General features: G+C 44.3%; 22 protein-coding genes and 1 rRNA gene. 12 read left to right on the top strand and 11 right to left on the bottom strand.

Translation table 11 applies throughout. The features are described 5' to 3' along the window. Window positions 1-37: 37 nt before the first annotated feature. Window positions 38-514, top strand: coding sequence for a thioredoxin-dependent thiol peroxidase (bcp, locus tag QD47_RS10580; protein WP_044646089.1), 477 nt, complete (start codon window positions 38-40; stop codon window positions 512-514). 107 nt (window positions 515-621) lie between these two features. On the opposite strand, the gene QD47_RS10575 is transcribed toward bcp, so the two are convergent. The 4 genes from QD47_RS10575 to QD47_RS10560 form a co-directional block, all read right to left on the bottom strand. Next, window positions 622-1719: a GerAB/ArcD/ProY family transporter gene (locus QD47_RS10575; protein ID WP_052646757.1), complete on the bottom strand. Its 1098-nt coding sequence runs from the start codon at window positions 1717-1719 to the stop codon at window positions 622-624. Between the two features lie 19 nt (window positions 1720-1738). Next, window positions 1739-1975, bottom strand: a complete 237-nt coding sequence (locus QD47_RS10570) for a hypothetical protein (RefSeq protein ID WP_044646088.1) — start codon at window positions 1973-1975, stop codon at window positions 1739-1741. 65 nt (window positions 1976-2040) lie between these two features. Then, window positions 2041-3252, bottom strand: a complete 1212-nt coding sequence (locus tag QD47_RS10565; RefSeq protein ID WP_044646087.1) for a Ger(x)C family spore germination protein — start codon at window positions 3250-3252, stop codon at window positions 2041-2043. A 17-nt stretch (window positions 3253-3269) separates the two neighbouring features. After that, window positions 3270-4790: a spore germination protein gene (locus QD47_RS10560; RefSeq protein ID WP_044646086.1), complete on the bottom strand. Its 1521-nt coding sequence runs from the start codon at window positions 4788-4790 to the stop codon at window positions 3270-3272. Between the two features lie 156 nt (window positions 4791-4946). On the opposite strand from QD47_RS10560, the gene QD47_RS10555 reads away from it, so the two are divergent. Beyond that, window positions 4947-6179 (top strand): MFS transporter, encoded by a 1233-nt coding sequence (locus tag QD47_RS10555; RefSeq protein ID WP_044646085.1) that lies wholly within the window; start codon window positions 4947-4949, stop codon window positions 6177-6179. On the opposite strand, the gene QD47_RS10550 is transcribed toward QD47_RS10555, so the two are convergent. Beyond that, a complete protein-coding gene (locus QD47_RS10550) occupies window positions 6180-6836 on the bottom strand; it encodes a DedA family protein (protein ID WP_044646084.1) in 657 nt (218 codons plus the stop codon). A gap of 144 nt (window positions 6837-6980) precedes the next feature. On the opposite strand from QD47_RS10550, the gene guaA reads away from it, so the two are divergent. Continuing rightward, window positions 6981-8519, top strand: coding sequence for a glutamine-hydrolyzing GMP synthase (gene guaA / locus QD47_RS10545; protein WP_044646083.1), 1539 nt, complete (start codon window positions 6981-6983; stop codon window positions 8517-8519). A gap of 465 nt (window positions 8520-8984) precedes the next feature. Here the strand turns inward: guaA and murB are convergent, their stop codons facing one another. The 5 genes from murB to QD47_RS10520 form a co-directional block, all read right to left on the bottom strand. Further along, window positions 8985-9635 carry a UDP-N-acetylmuramate dehydrogenase gene (murB, locus tag QD47_RS10540; RefSeq protein ID WP_161797170.1) on the bottom strand — a complete coding sequence of 217 codons (651 nt, stop codon included), beginning with the start codon at window positions 9633-9635 and terminating at the stop codon, window positions 8985-8987. 141 nt (window positions 9636-9776) lie between these two features. Continuing rightward, window positions 9777-10061, bottom strand: a complete 285-nt coding sequence (locus QD47_RS10535; protein WP_044646081.1) for a HesB/YadR/YfhF family protein — start codon at window positions 10059-10061, stop codon at window positions 9777-9779. A gap of 29 nt (window positions 10062-10090) precedes the next feature. Then, window positions 10091-10447 (bottom strand): HesB/IscA family protein, encoded by a 357-nt coding sequence (locus QD47_RS10530; protein WP_044646080.1) that lies wholly within the window; start codon window positions 10445-10447, stop codon window positions 10091-10093. Next, entirely contained in the window at window positions 10431-10784 is a 354-nt protein-coding gene (locus QD47_RS10525) for a winged helix-turn-helix transcriptional regulator (protein WP_052646755.1), read from the bottom strand. The genes QD47_RS10530 and QD47_RS10525 overlap by 17 nt, the downstream gene beginning before the upstream one ends. 165 nt (window positions 10785-10949) lie before the next feature. Further along, a complete protein-coding gene (locus QD47_RS10520; protein ID WP_044646079.1) occupies window positions 10950-12308 on the bottom strand; it encodes an MFS transporter in 1359 nt (452 codons plus the stop codon). A 167-nt stretch (window positions 12309-12475) separates the two neighbouring features. On the opposite strand from QD47_RS10520, the gene QD47_RS10515 reads away from it, so the two are divergent. Then, window positions 12476-13141: a helix-turn-helix transcriptional regulator gene (locus tag QD47_RS10515; protein ID WP_044646078.1), complete on the top strand. Its 666-nt coding sequence runs from the start codon at window positions 12476-12478 to the stop codon at window positions 13139-13141. Window positions 13142-13188: 47 nt separating this feature from the next. Here QD47_RS10515 and QD47_RS10510 read toward each other — a convergent pair whose 3' ends face one another. Continuing rightward, window positions 13189-13818, bottom strand: coding sequence for a Gfo/Idh/MocA family protein (locus QD47_RS10510; RefSeq protein ID WP_052646754.1), 630 nt, complete (start codon window positions 13816-13818; stop codon window positions 13189-13191). A gap of 116 nt (window positions 13819-13934) precedes the next feature. Between QD47_RS10510 and QD47_RS33095 the strand changes: the two genes are divergently transcribed. The 8 genes from QD47_RS33095 to QD47_RS10475 form a co-directional block, all read left to right on the top strand. Then, window positions 13935-14102, top strand: coding sequence for a LysR family transcriptional regulator (locus QD47_RS33095; protein ID WP_412177968.1), 168 nt, complete (start codon window positions 13935-13937; stop codon window positions 14100-14102). Continuing rightward, window positions 14099-14470, top strand: a complete 372-nt coding sequence (locus QD47_RS10505; protein ID WP_052646753.1) for a LysR substrate-binding domain-containing protein — start codon at window positions 14099-14101, stop codon at window positions 14468-14470. Before QD47_RS33095 ends, QD47_RS10505 begins: the two co-directional genes overlap by 4 nt. A 97-nt stretch (window positions 14471-14567) precedes the next feature. Next, the gene (locus QD47_RS10500; protein ID WP_235332240.1) at window positions 14568-15194 is read left to right on the top strand and encodes an SGNH/GDSL hydrolase family protein; all 627 of its coding nucleotides are present in this window, start codon (window positions 14568-14570) and stop codon (window positions 15192-15194) included. 301 nt (window positions 15195-15495) lie between these two features. Next, on the top strand, window positions 15496-15861 hold the full coding sequence (locus QD47_RS10495) for a MarR family winged helix-turn-helix transcriptional regulator (RefSeq protein WP_235332239.1): 366 nt from the start codon (window positions 15496-15498) through the stop codon (window positions 15859-15861). Between the two features lie 22 nt (window positions 15862-15883). Next, complete coding sequence (locus tag QD47_RS10490; protein ID WP_044646077.1) at window positions 15884-16822, top strand: NADP-dependent oxidoreductase; 939 nt, start codon at window positions 15884-15886, stop codon at window positions 16820-16822. 44 nt (window positions 16823-16866) lie between these two features. Beyond that, entirely contained in the window at window positions 16867-17256 is a 390-nt protein-coding gene (locus QD47_RS10485; protein WP_044646147.1) for a hypothetical protein, read from the top strand. A gap of 221 nt (window positions 17257-17477) precedes the next feature. Continuing rightward, window positions 17478-18848, top strand: coding sequence for an NCS2 family permease (locus QD47_RS10480; protein ID WP_044646076.1), 1371 nt, complete (start codon window positions 17478-17480; stop codon window positions 18846-18848). Between the two features lie 520 nt (window positions 18849-19368). Further along, window positions 19369-19467 (top strand): 16S ribosomal RNA (locus QD47_RS10475); the annotation flags it as partial.

Raw genomic sequence — 19467 nt, 5'->3', positions numbered from 1 at the left:
GATCACATGAGAACCCCACAAGATAGGAGATGATGAGATGTCCACGACATCTACCGCTATTGGACAACCCGCGCCGGACTTTGAATTGCCGGGAAGTGAAGGGAAAAACGTCAAGTTGTCTGATTTTAGAGGCAGCAGGGTTTTACTGTATTTCTATCCGAAGGATTTGACTTCCAGTTGCTCGACACAGGCTTGTGATTTTCGGGATAAGCATACGGAGTTTGAAGGCTTGAATACCGTCATTCTGGGAGTAAGCCCTGATCCACTCAAGCAGCATGACAAGTTTATTGCCAAGTACGGACTACCTTTTCAGCTTTTGGCGGATGAGGAACATGAAGTGGCGGAAGCTTACGGCGTGTGGCAGCAAAAGCAGATGTACGGCAAGCAATATATGGGGATCGTACGCTCCACCTTCCTCATTGACGAGAATGGTATTCTGATTCATGAATGGCGTGGTTTGAGAGTCAAAGGGCATATCGATGCTGCGCTGGAGTACATTCGGGAGCAGGCGTAAATCATAAACATTCTTACACCCTTGGGGACGCTGGTTGTATTTCAGTCCCAGAGGGTGTTTTTGCTATGTAATCTCCAACTTTTTTACCTCAGGATGTTGTATAACCCTCATTTTGATTGTTTTCTTTTCTGCCTGATTGTGTAAATGCCCCACAAGCTCAAGGGAATGATGACCGAGTTGGTCAAATCCCAATCTACCCAGAAGGGGACAAGGGTATCAAAATAGTAGATGATATTGGGTGCAACCATCATGCTCAAGCCGTAAATGAGCATTGCCGCAGGCATGCTGAGAGGGCGGTAATCTTTTAGACGAAATGTCTGTGCTGTCCCCAATATGAACGCGTAAAAATAAAGGAAGCTCTTAAAAAAGAGCGATAATCCCCATATAGCTGCTATAAAGGCCTCCATACGTTGGAAAAAATTGAACACGTTTATTTTGGCAGTGAGCATATACGAAGGATACACGCTAGATTCAGTTAGAAAAGGGCCGAGAACAAACAGAGACATGATTACAAACAGACTGAGCAGAATTCCGCCTATTAGGCTTCCTAAAAGGATGCTTCTTTTAAAATGTGCTGAATGCTTCACATAGGGAAAAAGCATGAGAAATACGACTAATTCTCCAAATGGATAACTAACCCCAAGAAGCGTACCATGAATAGTAGGAAGAACCCCGTTTTCCATAATTGGCTTTACTTTAGAAAAATCAATCTCGGGAATAAGGCAAGCCACTACAGTAATAGTCACAATTACAAAGAAAGGAAAACATAGCTCGCTGGCACGGGCAAGGGCTTCAATTCCGGTAAAAAAAGCAAAGACCAGCATGAGTATTGCCAGCAGCATTAATATCCTTAACGGGGTTTGCACATAAGTCTGTGTAGTATAAAAGTCACCAAATTCCCTAATATATATGGCATCGGACATCAAGAAATAGAAAAGATACCATATCGAGACGACAGGGGCCAACCATTTCCCTAGAATTTTCCTTATAGCTTCAATCAAAGTAAGGCTGGGATACAGCTCATGTACACGCAGCAAAAGCCATACAAGCGCCATGCCTGCCGGTATACTCAGCAGGGTACTGATCCATGCATCCTGTTTAGCGATATGGGTGCAGATGCTGGGGATGATCAGTATCATATCACCCATTGTGCAAAAAATAATGAGAACCGTTACTTGCCCAACACTAATACGGCCTTTTTCCAACGCTGGCGGCCCCCTTTATTTACAAATTGAATAGATGTGAAAACAGGCTATTTACCGGCTTATATATCATCTCAATCAAGATTAGTGGGCTCGATGTTTCCTTTGCCTGAGCAGCGATCGTGCTGAACCACGCCCCGAATGCGAGCATCACGATGTATACAACCATGTCCTTAAAGCGATGCTTGCGGTATAAGCCGGGCAAATCCTTGATTGCAATCAATAGAGCAATGCACAAAACCGCAATGACGGCCTTCATAGGGATGTTCCTTCCGTAATCGTACTCGTTTTGGGATGCTATGAAGCCTCGAACCGTTATTTGGCTTACTCCTTCATTTTCTTTTGAAAGGACTGGAAAATAGCTCCCATTTTCTGAATTTCCGTATTTGCCTTATATTCAATCTGTAAATTCATAAATGTGTGGTTCCAATCTTTTTTAAGTTCTTTCCAGACCTTGGGATCAGTTTGATGAATTAATTGCCCAAACCCAAAAATGTCTACTTTGAAGTTGCGACGTACAGTTTCTACGGAATGCTTCATAATCTCGATCAATTTGGCATTACTCTCCATCTCGATTTCTTTAATATCCTCCAGACTTTTAAGCTCCATTTTTTTACAGCTATTCTCTCTAATCGTACTTTTGTTCTCTACGGATATCTGGATTATAGGCTCACCGTTGTGTATTAACACTTTAGTCTTCGTGTGACTGCTCAAAGCCAGCAGAGCGATTTTACCGCCTTCCGGGCAGTCCGTATGTCCTGTTGTTGTATCCACGCTATCCCGGATATAGTTGTATCCTTTGCTATCGTCTTCATCAAGCCAGCCGATCAACCGGTCTTTTTTAAATACGCCTAAGCTGGAAAAAGCCAGATCTGCTATGGGTTCAATCGTTCTGACATTGTCCATACCTTCCTCCACACTCTTGGGTAAATCTCCTTTAGCTTCGAGGGCAGGTAGAGCAGCATGTATTTCGGAACTGACGAGATCCTCCATCAGCTGATCTATAGTCACTTTGCTGACAGGAGCCCAGGTTTTAGTTAATACATCCATGGAAGCAAACATTTTGTTCGCCGGAATTTTCTCCAATGTCGTAGTTACCTGAAGCATTTTGGAGGCAGACGTACCTTTCGCAATACAGATATAAAAGTCAGTTCTGGCAAAAGGCTCTCTCATCAGGGATTCCACAACATCGGCGATGCCCTGTCTGGCGAATTCCTCGCCAAATACCAGCATACGGATATGAGATAAGTAGATGATTCGCGGACTGATTTCCGTCATTTTTTGGATAGCCTCATACAGAGTAGGCGCTGTTGCAACATAGGTAGTTACCGCAGGAGATCCTTTACTGGATCTTGATTTGGAGGCCACCTCCGAAGGTACAACCACCTGTGCCGACACACGAATTTGATCGCCGTCCTTATCCACACCCAGTCCTACGGTAATTCCGATCTCGTTAAGCTCTTTGCGATCCCAGCAGCCGGTCAGAAGGGAAGCAAGTAGACTGAGTATGAGAATCATGCTGGTTACACCTTTCATGTACGGTCACTTCCCAATTATTTTTTCTTACCCACCCGCTTTTTCTGGTGTATTTGCCGGATCGTATTCTGAACTTGATTCGTATTCGGACGTGTAGTCATCCATGGCCAAGGCAAGCGAAAGATCGTATCCTTCATATCACTTTGCACATAAGGGCCGAACGGGCTCATGTAAGACACTCCAAAAGATCTTAAACTGGTCAGATGAAGCAACAGGGCCATCAAGCCCATTAATATACCCAGAAATCCGAAGGCGGCGGCCAGCATCATGAGGGCGAACCGGATAATCCGTACCGCAATGGACAGCCCATTTTCAGGGATGACATAGCTGGAGATCGCGGTGATGGATACGATAATAACCATGGCGGCCGACACGACGCCTGCATCCACAGCAGCTTGCCCAATGACCAGCGTACCTACAATGGATACCGCTTGTCCGACCGTCTTTGGAATACGCACCCCGGCCTCACGCAAAATTTCATAGGTAATTTCCATCAGCATCGCTTCCACAAAGGCCGGAAACGGAACACCCTCCCGTTGCGCTGCCAAACTGATCAGCAGATTTGTAGGAAGCATTTCTTGGTGAAAGGTAGATATCGCTATATAGAAGGCTGGTGCCAGCAGAGCGATGAAAAAAGCCAAAAATCGCAGCATTCTCAACAAAGTACTGATATCCGCGCGTTGATAATAATCCTCGGCCGACTGGAAAAATTGGATAAACAACGCAGGAATAAGAAGTACAAACGGAGTCCCGTCCACTAATATGGCCACTTTTCCCTCCAGCAAACTGGCTGCTACCGCATCCGGGCGTTCACTGTTGTATATCGTAGGGAAGGGGGTAAAGGTGGCGTCTTGAATTTCCTCCTCGATGTAGCCACCTTCCATAATCCCGTCAATATCAATTCGGTCCAGGCGTTCTCTCAACTCCTGAATGACGCCTTCGTCCGCGACTCCTTTGATAAACATCACGGCCACGTTGGTATGCGTGACTTTTCCGATCTGCCTTGTTTCCATCCAAAGACGCGGGTCGCGGATTCGCTTGCGAACCAGAGCTGTATTGGTACGCAGATTCTCAGTGAAACCCTCCATCGGTCCGCGTACAACCGTCTGGGATTGGGGCTCGCTGACGTTGCGATCCTCCCAACCAACGGCATCAATCCAAATGCTTTTCGCGTAACCCTCCAGCAAAATGATAATTCCGCCGGATAGCATCCGGTTGAATAACGCATCCATTTCATCCAAAGTGCCTGAATGCCCTGCGATCAACACCTGATCCTTTAAATAATCGAACGGTTCAGCACCTTCCGGAACATGATGAATTTCCATCCGCATAAATGAGCGCAGTACAGAATCATGCAGCAATTGAGTGTTAATCAGACCATCAATATAAAACACGGCTGCTGGCCATTTCTGCATCCACAGTAGCTCTTTGACAATCAAATCCCCGCTGTTTCCAATCGAGCTTTGTATATGATTCACATTATCCCGCAGGCAAGAGGATACGTGAGTGAGTGGACAGCTTTTATTCTCATTTTGCATACGTAAAATCCTCCGATATTGGAGTTAGTTGGTTTAGTGTGCTCTGAATATATAAATTTATGCTTGACGTTTGTATAATCACCCCTTTAAATTAGTCGTATAGCTAATTAGATTTATATATAATTAGTGGATCATTTGGATTTGGAGCTGAAGTACATGGTATACAAGCAATACAGAAAGTTATTCGTAGCTGGCATCATTAACGGAATTGGAGACCGCTTCTGCCAAATCGCTTTGTTGGCCCTGATTTATCAGCTTACTGGCTCGGGACTCAGCGTGGGGATTATGCTGGGATTAAGGGTGATTCCTTTTTTAATTCTGTCACCCGTGTCAGGTGTGCTTATCACCCGCATATCCAGACGCACACTTATGATGACCACGGATCTGCTCAGAGGTGGAGCAGCCCTTGCCTTTTTAAGTGTTCACAGCAATGAGGATATGTGGATTGTTTATGGAGTCAGTACCCTGTTAGCCTGTGGGGAAGCGCTGTACGCTCCAGCCCGTAAGTCGTCCATCCCGCTGCTGGTCCGACCGTCGGATTTGTTGCGGGTGAACAGTCTGGAGCAGGTGATGAGCGGACTGGTATTGGTGATTGGCGCCGCTGCTGGAGGCATCGTATCCGCGCTTTTTGGACCACAGGTCGCATTTATGCTCAATTCCGCCAGCTTTTTCGTTGCAGGTCTGATCGTCTGCAATATTGCATTCCCGCCCGTCACCAAGGAGGAAGTAAATAGGGAGGATGCTCATACTGAATCACGTGGAAGTCAGACGTCTTTCGATGATCGAATCCTCGGTAGGTCACAAATACTGCAATGCATCCGCATTTCGCTTCCGCTCCAAGTCGTAATTGCATTCGAGCTACTGGTTCCGTTCATCAATGGAATTGATAATGTGCTGATCAGTGTATATGCCGTGCAGGAGTTTAAGCTGGGGGATGCCGGGATTAGACTGTTTTACGCCGCTTTGGGTGCGGGTCTGGTTGCCAGCTATGCACTGGGGCGTCTATTCAGCCGTTCTTTATTGAGTGGAGGACTGGTATGTCTGCTATTGGAGGGAATTTTGCTCATGGGGTTAAGTGGAATTGATCATGCATGGGCGGCGGTCGCCATTTACTTTTTCATTTCGTTGGCTGGCGGGGTGGGGGCAATCTGTTTGGATACACTATTAATGCGGGAGACCCCGCTGCATTTACAGGGGCCATTGCTGGGCATGCTGACAGCGTGGAGTCAAGGGATTATAGGCTTATCCATGTTTGGAGCCGGGGTTGCAGTGGAAATCATAGAGCCGCGTATGTTAGGTTTGATTGGCGGAGCAGGATTTGTCATGATATCTATCGTGATAACGATTTACTATACAAGGGCTCGCAGCCGTAAGGCGGCGAATGTCTAATTATTCCGGATCGTTTTTGCCACTGGTTTTCACCGATTTGTCGGACTTGCGGAAAGAACTAAACAGGAAGGATCTCCAGCGATAAACGATATATAGCAGAAGGATAATGCCGATGATGACGACGATTCGCAGCGCATACAGCTCTACCAAATGGAACATGGCATCCCATTGCGGACCGAACACCTTACCGATGCCAAGAAACAGGATGACCCAGAACAGAGCGCCGCTGTACGCATACAAGGCAAATTTACGCAGGGGAAGAGCGATAATTCCCGCAAAATAACCCGTAAAATGCCGGACACCAGGAATGAAATATCCGAGAAAAATAAGCCAGTACCCGTAACGTTGAAACCATTTTTGCGTTTTTTGAAGCTTGTCCGGCGATAATAAAACCCATTTACCGTATTTCTGGATAAAGGGGAGTCCGGCCCATTTTCCGATAAAGTAGGTAATGGTCATTCCGATGGTTGTGCCTAAAAAGGCCAGCAGCACCAGCTTTCCAAAATCCAGCGTACCCGAATAGGAGAGATATCCCGCATAAGCCATTGTGGTTTCCCCGGGAAAAGGTAAAGCAATAAATTCCAGCAGCAAGCCGAAAAAAAGGACGCTGTATCCGTATTCTTCGAACAATTGCGCGATCCATTTCAGCACATCCATCGTTTACACTCCTACGAACAGATTCATAATTTAGAATTAATTCATTTTAACAATCTTTTCATGTCCGCTCAACTCCGGTTGATTTCTTGACGTCTTGTTTTATCGTTGCGTATAATGAAACGAACAATTGAGGGAGGCACGGTAATGAATAAGCCTAATGAAATAGTTGTAGTTCTCGACTTTGGAGGACAATACAACCAGTTAATCGCAAGAAGAATACGGGACCTCGGCGTGTACAGCGAGCTCCTTCCATACAATACGCCTGCGGAGAAGCTGAGAGAACTGGCACCGAAAGGGATTGTTTTCTCAGGTGGGCCTTCCAGCGTATATGCAGAAAATGCCCCTCAAGTCGACCGGGCAATCTACGATCTGGGAATTCCTATTTTCGGTATTTGCTATGGTATGCAGCTGATGGCTCACCAACTGGACGGTAAGGTAGAACGTGCAGGCAAGCGTGAGTACGGCAAAGCAGACGTGCAATTCAATGAGGATACGAGATTGGCCAAAGGTCTGGAATCCCGTCAGACCGTATGGATGAGCCACGGAGACCATGTTACGGATCTGCCATCCGGCTTTAAACTGGATGCAGGAACGGAAAGCGCGCCGATTGCAGCGATGAGTCATCCGGAGCGGAATCTGTACGCGGTACAATTCCATCCAGAGGTGCGTCATTCCATTCATGGTAATGAGATGATTAGCAACTTCCTGTATGAAGTGTGCGGTTGTGATGGTAAATGGACGATGGAGTCGTTCATCGAGGACCAGATCCGTGAAATCCGCCAGCAGGTAGGCGACAAAAAAGTATTGTGCGCTTTAAGTGGCGGTGTGGATTCTTCCGTTGTAGCGATGCTCATTCATAAAGCGATTGGCGATCAACTGACATGTATGTTCATCGACCATGGACTGCTGCGCAAGGGTGAAGCCGAAAGCGTAATGGAAACATTCGTTGGCAAATTTGATATGAAGGTTGTCAAAATTGACGCGCGTGAGCGTTTCCTGTCCAAGCTGGCAGGAGTCGATGATCCAGAACAAAAACGTAAAATCATCGGTAACGAGTTCATCTATGTGTTCGAGGAAGAATCTGCTCAATTCGACGATTTTACTTTCTTGGCACAAGGTACGTTGTATACGGATATTGTAGAGAGTGGAACAGCCACGGCACAGACGATCAAATCGCACCATAACGTAGGTGGCTTGCCGGAAGACATGAAGTTCAAGTTGATCGAGCCGCTGAATGCACTGTTCAAAGATGAAGTGCGTAAAGTTGGGGAAGAATGCGGACTGCCACCTGAGATTGTATGGCGTCAGCCATTCCCGGGTCCGGGTCTTGCCATTCGCGTGCTGGGTGAAGTCACAGAGGACAAGCTTACGATTGTTCGTGAATCAGATTATATTTTGCGCGAGGAGATTGCCAAAGCCGGTCTGGACCGGGAAATCTGGCAATACTTCACCGCTTTGCCGAATATGAAGAGTGTTGGCGTTATGGGCGATGCCCGTACGTATTCTTACACTGTGGGTATTCGTGCAGTAACCTCTATCGACGGTATGACTGCCGATTGGGCGCGTATCCCTTGGGATGTGCTGGAGAAAATTTCAGTACGTATCGTTAACGAAGTGGATAACGTCAACCGAATTGTCTACGATATCACCTCCAAACCACCAGCTACGATTGAGTGGGAATAGGACGGGAATATTCATACTGTTAGTTAGCCGTAAACCCTTGATACACAAGGGTTTGTGGCATTAATGGCATTAATGATGCTCCTACACCTGCAACAATAGAGTGCAAAAAATTACTCTCTTTTATCTGCGTTATTTTGCAAATAGAAGGGAGTATTTTTTATGATCAAAATCAATGAGATAATCGAGGATTTCAGGCTTACTCAAGAATTCTAGGTCGGGAAGGGTGTCTGAAACTGAGGATGTGACACCACTTCATATCAAAAAATATATTCAGGAGTTTTATTAGATATTCATATAATCAGCTATGCAGTGTACTTAGTCAGTTACCTTTGTCTACTCTTCAATATTTGATGCTTTTTAAGCATAATAAAGTGAACTACTAATTTAAAATGCCTAATAAACAGAAATTATTCTCCCAAAATAATTATTTCCGCCTCCAAATAAATATTAAATTTATCGTGTACTCTATTTTTTATTAAATACACTTCCGCAAGAGGGATACTGGAGAGGTTGTTTAGCTTCTCTTTTCAAAGTTAATTCCTTCATCTTACTGGAAATTACATCCTTGTTCCCTTTTTCGAGTTTAAACTCGACCTCAAGTATTATATATTTATCCGTTTTGAAGATACTATTTCTATAACCAAGTTTCATTTCTTCTCGGGTTATATTCATAATTTCTCCATCTTTAGTAATAACACTCGCACTTTGGACAACATCGGCAATCTGACCGCCATAAGCACCCGCATTCATATATAAGGCGCCTCCTGTACTACCTGGTATTCCACATGCAAACTCTAGACCAGTTAAGGTGTTATCCAAAGCGATCCTTGAGACATCTATAATATTTGCACCGCTTTGCGCAATAATCTTGTGCTCGCTGACTTTAATTTGATGGAAATGGCTCAGAGAAAGAGTAACTCCTCTTATTCCACTATCTTTAATAATTATATTTGATCCTTTTCCAATGACAGTCAGAGGTATTTGATGTATTTTGGCAATTTCCAAGATTTTTATAATTTCTTCTTTCACTGTTGGATGGATAAGCATGTCTGCTTTACCACCTATCCTTACATAAGTGTAGTTTTTTAATGGCTCATTTAATTTTAACTTTTCCAAAGGTATTTAATTCTCAAAAATGTTCATGAAATTCTCTCCCTAAGTTACTCACATGTAAGATTTAAAAGAAAAGCTTCTTCTGAAAGTAGTTTTATTGGGTCTGGAAAATAGAAAAGCTAGAAAAGTTCGTCCTATATAGTCTCAACATGAGATTTTATTTAAAAATATACCTTCTTCATTACTATCAATTTTAAGAAATTCGTCCTTCAAAATCCAAGCATCAGTTTTTTCAATAAAGAAATAAAATCCACCAATAGATTTAACTAAAGCTGGATCAATTGGTGTAGCGCTTGAATTTATACCAATAGAGAATGCTTCTGAGCCTCCACCTGCATACTTCGCATAAATTCTTATATATTGACCCTCTTCTAAATCCCAGTCATTTTTAAAAGAATGGATAGCTTTTTCAGATACTACAAATGACATAAATAATCTATTCCCCTTTCCAATTTTTTTCAATCACATTTTTTAACTTCGCCACGATAATTTGCCATTCTGAAACTAGCTCCACATCCACATGAAGCTCTTGCATTAGGGTTATTCAAGGTGAAACCGCCTAACATACCGCTTTCTTCATAGTCAATTTGAAGACCTTCAATATATTTAATACTATTAGTGTGAACCAAGATACTAAATTCACCTTTATTTAATAAGATATCACCTTCTGTTTTCTGCTCATCCACGATAAGAGAATAGGATAAACCACTGCATCCCCCCTCATCAACGCCTACTCTAAGGAAAGAATTTCGGGCATTAGCACTTGATAAGATTTCGACGATTTTTTCGAATGCTGCTTCACTGACCTGTATCATCGTAGTAATTCCTCCTTGGAACGTCATTTTTTTTAGCTGCATTGTTAACCCAGTCTATTAAACAGGGTATGAATGTAGCAAGAGCAGATCCTTTTGGTGTTAATTCATAAATGGTTTGTATGGGGCGTGTCAAACTTACAGTTCTTTTAACCAAATTATCGTTTTGAAGCTCTTTTAAACGCTTAGAGAGGATGCATTCCGAAATGGAAGGAACATTTTCGGAAATTTCGCTAAATTGCTTTGGACCTTGAGAAAGGGCAAATAGTATATGAATAATCCATTTAGTCCCGATTATACGATAAGCTGTAAAAAGTTTCTCAGTATCTGTAGTCAACATATTATTGATATACCCTCCTTCTCATGATCAGCTTAGATAGACAGGAGACTGATTCCTTTTGTTCTAATTACGTAGCCGTTCCATGTCTTAAAGGACAAGGAACGGTTCCGTCAATACTCGCTTTTAAAGTGGTAAACATTGTGAATTCCTCATCTGTTTATTAGTTCAGTTTGCTGGTGTAATCCGAGTGCTAGCGAATAAACTCATTACGATTAACAAAAGATGAAAACCCATCGTTACAATTAATCCTGATTGCAGTGACATCCCTGCAGATTGACAAACAACAAGGATGGAACCGCCTATTCCGATAACCACGCCCGGTGTAAAAGAATCCGCAAATTGCAAATTTGCCGAAGTTTTTCCAACACCTTCTTCCCCTGTTTGGGAAAATGCCACAACGCCGCTAATAGGATGCGCCAATCCGATTCCAATTCCAGCTATGATTTGTCCAATAACCGCAACGGCAACAGTTACAACTGGTACCCAAAATACGAAGGCAATCCCAAATGCAAGCAATAGCACACCCAGAATAATTCTTGTATGACGTCCACGACCTTGGTCTGCCGAATCCCAACGTCCTTGCAGATAAGCAATGACGCACCAACTCAGCGCAGCACTCGCTACAATTAATCCGGCCTGAGAAGGAGTAATACCTTTCACATCTATTAAAGCCAATACCAAGAAATTCTGTGTGCTGGTATAGGCAGCGAAGAACAGCCCACGTGTTGCTAGAATAGCTGGCATGCCTTTTCGGAAAGCAAGAGTTCCCTTGGGTAGCAGTTTGCGCAGCGGATATACCATTAGCACTAAGCCAATAATGACTAAAACAAACCCTGTAATTATCGGCAGCATGCTAAGACCAACTAAGAAAATCCCTGTACCTATCGTTAATAGTAACGCCAACCATGTAGCTGTAGCTCCGTTGTCCCCTTGTGTTCTCTCTGTCTTTAATTTCCTAAAAGCAGGTAAACTTAGCAATGCTGAAACAATCAGGATCGGTAATATTCCCCAGAAAACAAACCGCCAGGACCACTGGTCTGCGATAAGACCGGCAACGTATGGACCAAGCATGGACGGAAGAACGTAGGCAGTACCGAATGCTCCGAGTATTTTGGCACGTAATTCATCGGGATAACTTAAGGATATTGCAGTGTACACGCAAGTCATCATAGCGCCGGCACCTAAACCCTGCATGGCCCGTGACGCTATCATGGTATACATATCGCCTGCTGTTGCGGCAGCGATCAGCCCGACGATAAACAAAAGAAGTGCGAAAGTGAACGGTGCTGCAGGTCCTCTTCTATCAATGATTCGACCGACGACCAGGGTCCCGATAATCTGCGCAAGCAGATATGTGCTGAATATCCAGCCAAATAGGTCAAGGCCGTTCAAGTCGCCAGCAATGGAAGGGGCAATTGTAGTTACCGATAAGCCCTCGAATCCAACTGCCATCACCGACAGGATAATTCCTATGGACAGTGCAAAATAACGCGGGCTGAAAATACTTTGAGGATTAGAAGACATGAAATGTGACCTCCAAGAAATTTTTTATGTATACTTCATATCCGGATACTTAGTAAACATTTTTGTTTATAAAGTTTAAACTACAGTTTGACTTTGACTTTGTCAACATTTTTATTTAAAATGTAGAGAGTGATGTAGATCCAGTCGCTTTCAAAAGGAGGTTCACCATGAGCCGCAATCAAACGAATAAGGATTCATCAACTGGTACCCGGAGAGGGATCATTGATCTGCTAAAGCAGCAAGGTGGAATGGATGTTGCGACACTATCCTCCAAATTTTCGCTATCTGGTATGGCTATTCGTCAACATTTAAATGCTCTGAAAGAAGAAGGGTTGGTTACTTACGAAGAAGAGGCCCGTCCCATGGGTCGACCCACAAAGCTATGGAGATTAACGCCTGGGGCTGATCGGTTTTTTCCAAACGGATATTCTGAGTTATCAGTCAGTCTGATCAATTCGATGAGAGAGGCTTTCGGAAACGAGGGGCTAGAAAAGCTGCTGTCTGTCCGGAATAAGAATATGCAAGAGCAATATCTTCAGCATCTTGGTGACGCATCGGGCGTAAGAGAGAAACTGGAGAAACTAGCCGATATTCGAACAAACGAAGGCTATATGGCCGAGGTCAAGGATCAAGGCGATGGGAGTCTCTTGTTTATCGAGAAGCATTGTCCGATCTGTGAAGCTGCTGCTGCCTGTACCGGGTTATGTAAGAATGAGTTACATTTATTTGAAACCATTCTTGGAGATAATGTTCATATCGAACGGGTAGAGTATATTTTGGCGGGGGGAAGAAACTGTGTATACAGGGTTAGGGAAGGCGAACAAGCACATTGATGCTTGCTTGAATGACATCGGTAACAAGACAACAAAACCTTTCTGAGTCAAACGCAAAACGCCCTTTTTCCCTGAATCTCCAGCTCGAATTTTGGATTCACTCCCCCCTGAATGTGGACGGATACGTTTGCCCCCTTCTCCAATGACCCCTGAATCAGAATCTGATCCGCAGTATCCTTGGGAATGACTTCACCCGTTTCCTGAATAGTGGCTTCGTTATAGCGAGATGATGTGATGGCCGATAGCTCACGGAATTCGCCAACGATGTATTGCAGCGCGTCCAGAGAATGTCCCCCGTTAATCGTCAGCAGATTGGCGCCATTGGCTCTATTCAGCAGATAAGCCGTATCCTGATCTGTTCGTCCTCCTTTACCTCGAGTAGATACTTGCATATGACAGGACACAATTTCACCAATCGTTCCGTCTTCCACCAGCTTTTTCATCGTTTGCACTTCAAGATCCTGCCGTGCCTGCAAGCCGACGGTATGATGAATGCCCGCCTGTTCTGCCGCCCCTACTTCTTCTGCGCTTTGCCGCGCACTCTCCATACGGGAAGTGCCGACGGCAGTGATAACAAGGTTCGGATGCTTTAGCAAAGCGGGAATGTGCGTTTGACTGGCCCATTTGTTATTCATCGAACCTCCTACAACACCTGCACGAATCTTCTTTTTCATCATGTTGCGGAACCCTCCTGAATTTTAAATGTGGCTGGAAAATAGTGCCCAAGGCCAATATAATACACTAAACTCATAAATAATAATGTTTGTTTATAATGTAGCTATCATTTTATTTGATGGGAGGTGAAGGGATGGACATTGAGAACATGCAGGCATTCGTTTCAGTAGCAGAATTGAGGAGCCTTACGGAAGCAGCCCAAAAGCTGAATCACCTGCAATCGAATATGACGGCCAAAATAAAGCGCTTACGAAGGTATATGAGCTGTACCCACAGGCTTCTGTGACATTAAAAACGGGCACTACCACGGAAATAGAGCAGTTGATCCTCGAAGGTGAACTCGATATTGCCTTCGTCACAGGTTATTCCACCAGCCCGTATATTCATTATCAAAAATGTTGTCGTGAAGATCTGGTACTGGTGGGGAAGGGCATCCATGAAGGCTCAGAGCTCAGACAGGTGCTGCAAGGAGCCACTATTATCGTGCTATCGGATGGTTGCCTGTATCTTACGCAATTGGAGAAGATGTATCAGGACATGCAATTGACTCATGGCGAGGTTGTGGAGGTAGGGGTGTTTGATACGATGGTGCAGTTTGTTTTGATGGGAATGGGAATCACCTTGATGTCCAAAAAGCTGGCACGGCAATTTTGAACATAAATTTATCGAAATCAATAATACGATCTAAGGGATAGGAGAGGATCAAATGACTACTGATCAGAACAAGTACTAGGGAAGCCATGCAGTATTTTTGGGAGATAGCATTACTTTTGGATATGAATTAAAGGATGGGGAAAAGCCTTACTCACACATCGTCAGCGACGCCTTGGGCTTTCAAAGCTTTGAGAATCACGGCATATCCGGCAGCAGTGTAGCCAGCGGGGGCTTTGAGCCGATGTGTGAGCGATATGAGAAAATGAATCCTCACGCGGATGTGATCTTTTTTATGGGTGGAAGAAATGACTTTTCCATGGGAGAAACGCCGTTCGGTCATTTAGGCACACCATCGACAGAAACGCGAACATTTTATGGTGCGCTCAAGCATATTGCCGAGGGATTAATTAACCGTTACCCGGACAAGCCGATCATCTTTTTGACACCGCCCCACGGATCAAGTGATGCGGTTCCCGAACATTTGCCCAATGCAGTCACGGGACAAGTGTATAGCGCGTATGCGCAGGCCGTGAGAGATGTGGCTTCGCTGTATTCTTTTCCGTGCTGCGACCTGTGGAATATCGCCGGAATTCAACCGCTGCTGCCTGTTCACAGACAGATGTATTTTACTGGGGAAAATGGTATTCCTGACGGTCTGCATCCAAATCAGGCAGGTCATGAGCGGCTGGCAGTTCGTATTATTGGATTTATGAACACGCTATAACCTATAGATCATTGCCAGCTGTGAACAGATATACCACGACTCTTTTTCAATTGCATTACTCCGAACTATAGCAGGACACCGAAGTGAAAATACTCAGGCAGGTCGTTTAGCTTGAGTGTTTTCTATAAACCACCTGTCACAGAAAACCACTTATCACAAAGCTTGAATATTTTCAATAGAGGTGTATAATACTTGATATATCAATTGATACGTCAATTAATTATAGAAAGGAGGAGCTATCATCGAACATTGCTCTGAAAAAAGCCAATTGTTTTACCGCATGCATCTTTTGTGTAAAGAAATGAATACAGCTTTTGAAGCGCAGTTAAAAACGAGCTTTACCAAGGTCGAAATTTTGTATCACATTGATCAACGGCAGGAATTGAGTCAGTTGGAGCTTCAGCATTTGCTGGTTCTGGACGGAGCGGCGGTAACCCGGCATCTGAAAAGGCTGGAGGAGGAAGGTCTGATTATCCGCACCAAAAAAGAGCAGGATAAGCGTGTGACCTATATTCGTCTAACAGAATCAGGGGTGCGAGAGCTGCAAGTTTTGTCTGAGCAAAGACAAGCCTTTCAGGACAAGATGCTACGTGAGTTTGCTGATGAGGAGATTGTTTCTTTGACAAATGCATTACAGCGCATGTCCACCAATGTGAAGAATATGTAAAATACGCGAGGAGGAACTGAATATGAAGGCTATCGTCATTGAACGCTACGGAAGCAAGGATGAACTGAAGGAAAGAAATGTACCCAATCCTAAGCCACAGGCCCATCAGGTCGTTGTGAAAGTAGCAGCTACCTCCATTAACCCGATTGACTGGAAACTGCGTGAAGGTTATTTGAAGCAAATGATGGATTGGGAGTTTCCGATTATCCTGGGCTGGGATGTTGCCGGGACCATCTCGGAAGTAGGTAGCGAGGTAACTGATTGGAAAGTAGGAGACGAGGTGTTTGCCCGTCCGGACACGACCCGTTTTGGTACTTATGCCGAGTATACCTTGGTGGATGACCAACTACTGGCGCGTAAACCTGCCTCGATCTCATGGGAGGAAGCTGCATCTGTTCCGTTGGCGGGACTGACAGCCTGGCAGGCACTCTTTACACATGGTCAACTGGCCAAAGGTGAAAAGGTATTGATCCACGCAGGCGCAGGCGGTGTCGGCATGTTCGCTATCCAGTTTGCCAAACAAGCTGGCGCCTATGTCATTACGACAGCCAGCGAGCGCAATCATGAGCTGCTTGCTTCATTAGGAGCCGATCAAATTATTGACTACCGCACGACCCGTTTCGAGGATGTATTGTCCGATGTGGACGTTGTGTTCGATACGATGGGTGGAGATGTTCAGAAAAACAGCTTTAAAGTTCTGAAAAGGCACACTGGACGGATCATATCCATCGTTAGCAATTTTGACGAAGAGCTGGTCAGGGAGCACGACGTAATGGCCAAAAATATATGGCTGGAGCCCAACGGACAGCAGCTACAGGAAATTGCCGACCTATTGGAGCAGAAAAAAGTAAGATCGGTGGTAGGAGCTACGTTCCCTTTTTCACAAAAAGGTCTGTATGATGCACATGCTCTAAGCGAAACCCACCATGCTGTCGGTAAAATTGCCATTACCTTTTCATAAGAACACATATAACGAGGCGCAACACGAAAGGAATTATATATATGATGAAGAACTTAGAAGATTATTTTCACTATTATGATTTGGCAAAAGATGATGAGAAAAGCAGAGAACGATTAATCAGCCTGTTCTCCAACGAAATTGAGTTCGTATTGAATGGTGACCGAAAACAAGGCATGAACAGTTGGAAAAGCTTCTTGAACATGTTCTTTGAAGGAACACTCGAAATCAAGCATATGTATGAAGGCTGGAGTCCTGTGCCCGGGGAACCTGCTTCTTATGAAACCAAATGGGCGGTATGCGGCAAAAGAGCAACAGGCGAAGTGTATACACTTACAGGAGTGGACAAAGCCCGGCTGGATGCAGAAGGTAAGATCGTTTATTTGGAAAATATACCGGATACCGCGAATGCTTTTGATAAGTACAAAAATATCTGATTCGCCTAATTGATAACCCGTCAGCTGTATAACAGCTTGGCGGACTTTCTATTTTCCGAACAATACATATGTGATCAAATTACAACATTCGCTTTTTGTGTTGACAAGCAGTAGGGGACGGCCTAAAATAACGGATGTAATATAGCACTTGTGAATGCGAATATTACAGTAAATGAACGATAACAATACGAGTATGCTTTGCGTAGGAGGAATTACGACTCATGGAGCGTTTCTTTAAATTAAAGGAACATGGAACGAACGTCCGCACAGAAATTATTGCGGGGATTACTACTTTTATGACCATGGCTTACATTTTGGTGGTCAACAATACCTTTTTGGGGCCGACTGGAGCAGGGATGCCCAGCGAAGCCGTTTTTTTTGCCACTGCGGTAGGTGCAGGACTGGTCACTATTCTAATGGGGTTGTTCGTTAATGTGCCCATCGGCATGGCTCCGGGTATGGGCTTGAATGCTTATTTTATGACCGTAGTCTTGAGTTCCAACGGTATGATCACTTGGCAAGCGGCACTTGGCGCTGTATTTATATCTGGTATCGTCTTTCTGATTTTAACCGTGACACGAGTGAGACAGATGTTGCTTGTTGCGGTTCCGGAAAATCTAAAGACAGCTATTACCGTAGGGATCGGCTTGTTTATTACCATTGTTGGTTTTAAGCTGTGTAATCTGGTTATGGTAAGTATCGTTCCAGGGACGGATGTAGGTCAGCCGGTTCCGGGTCATGCTTTTAATCTGATTCTGGGTAGTCTGGTTCATCAAAAGGATGCGCTGCTGGCGCTGATCGGTTTGCTCATTATCGCAGCGCTGATGGTTGTTCGGGTCAAAGGTGCTTTGCTGATTGGTATCGTAGCTACTACATTGATTGGTATTCCGATGGGCGTAACGAATTTGAGCAGTTTGACAACAGGTCACTGGATTCCTGATTTTAGTAATCTGGCAGTGGGCCAGTTGGATTTGAAGGCTGCTTTGCATATCGGTCTGTTTGATATCATTTTCATTTTCACATTTGTAGAGTTATTTGATACGTTTGGTACACTGGTAGGTACGGCTACCCGTGCAGGTATAATGAAGGATAAGAAAAAAGGTGAGAAAATCATCGGTAAAGCTATGCTGGTGGATGCCGTTGGTGTAAGTACCGGCGCAGTATTGGGAACAAGCACAATTACAGCATTCGTAGAAAGCTCGGCAGGGGTAGAAGAAGGCGGACGTACGGGTCTGACTGCTGTAACGACAGGCGTTCTGTTCCTGTTGGCTCTCTTTATCGCACCGTTGGCATTGGTTGTGCCTTCCGCGGCTACTGCTCCAGCTTTGATTATCGTTGGCGTGCTAATGATGAGTCAGGTTCGCAACATTGACTGGGATAACTTCCTGCTGGCGTTCCCGGCGTTCCTGACCATCGTTCTGATGCCTTTTACTGGCGGAATCGCCAATGGTATTTCTGCTGGCATTTTGTCTTACGTTGTTCTGGCTGTATTCAGTAACCTGTTTACCAGCAACAAAGTTAAAGTTCACTGGCTTATGTGGGTGCTTGCTGTTATTGTAGTGATCCGCTTTGCCTTTATGGGTTCGGAATAACAACTTGATGTAACTTGAAAAAGCTCTTTGTATACAGAACCTCCTTTCCTGTTGTTTCAGGGAGCGGGGTTCTTTTTTTGTTCTAGTTATTTACTGTCCCGAAGAGACTGGGTAATATTAATAGAAGAAGAATGAATAACAAATAGAGCTTTTCGAAAATTAATGCAATAAATGCTTGCAAACTTATTTCGTCTATGATATATTCTAATTCCGGCCAAGAAATACAATATTGCGAGCGAGTGTTACAAAAAAAGATTTTAAAAAAATGCTTGCAAAGTTGGTTCGGACATGATAAGATATAAGAGTTGATAAGGCGACGAGCTGAGTCAGTGAAAAAGAAATGTTTGATCTTTGAAAACTGAACAACGAGTGAGTACGGATTTTGCTTGCAAAATCCAACGCTGAGATTTTGGTACATGCCGTCAGGCTGTATAAAATGGAAGCGAATAATGAGATATTTTATCTCGTCAGTTTCAAAATGAGCATATCGCTCTTTCTATAAACCAGCTTCGGTTGGTCTTTAATGGAGAGTTTGATCCTGGCTCAGGACGAACGCTGGCGGCGTGCCTAATACATGCAAGTCGAGCGGGGTTATATTAGAAGCTTGCTTTTAACATAA

The sequence above is a fragment of the Paenibacillus terrae genome (assembly GCF_000943545.1).
GTDB lineage: Bacteria > Bacillota > Bacilli > Paenibacillales > Paenibacillaceae > Paenibacillus > Paenibacillus terrae_A.
This window is presented reverse-complemented; position numbering and strand designations above follow the sequence as displayed.